At 66.4% G+C, this 268-nt stretch carries 1 pseudogene; it reads right to left on the bottom strand.

From position 1 onward, the window contains the following. A pseudogene (locus ACTFO6_RS18845) lies at window positions 1–268 on the bottom strand (arsenate reductase (azurin) large subunit); the annotation flags it as partial.

Below are 268 nucleotides of genomic sequence, written 5' to 3' on the forward strand. Positions count from 1 at the left end.
GCCGAACGCGGCCCGCTTCAGGTCGAGGGTGGCGCCCTGCAGATTGGGCACCATGTGCGCCAGGTAATAGTTAGTCTGGGTCTCGTAGGGATTCGCCCCGACGATCAGGATCGTGTCGGCGAGCTGCGCGTCCACGTAGCTGTTGGTGAGCGCCGCAACGCCCGCGTCCCCGGCGGCGTGCACCTCGCTGTTGTAAGCGGGGCGGTTGTGGATCGACGCGTTCCGGGTGCCGATCCCGGAAAAGAAGAAGCGGCCGATGGCCCAGTTG

This window comes from Pelomicrobium sp. G1 (genome assembly GCF_051905455.1).
Lineage (GTDB): Bacteria > Pseudomonadota > Gammaproteobacteria > Burkholderiales > UBA6910 > Pelomicrobium.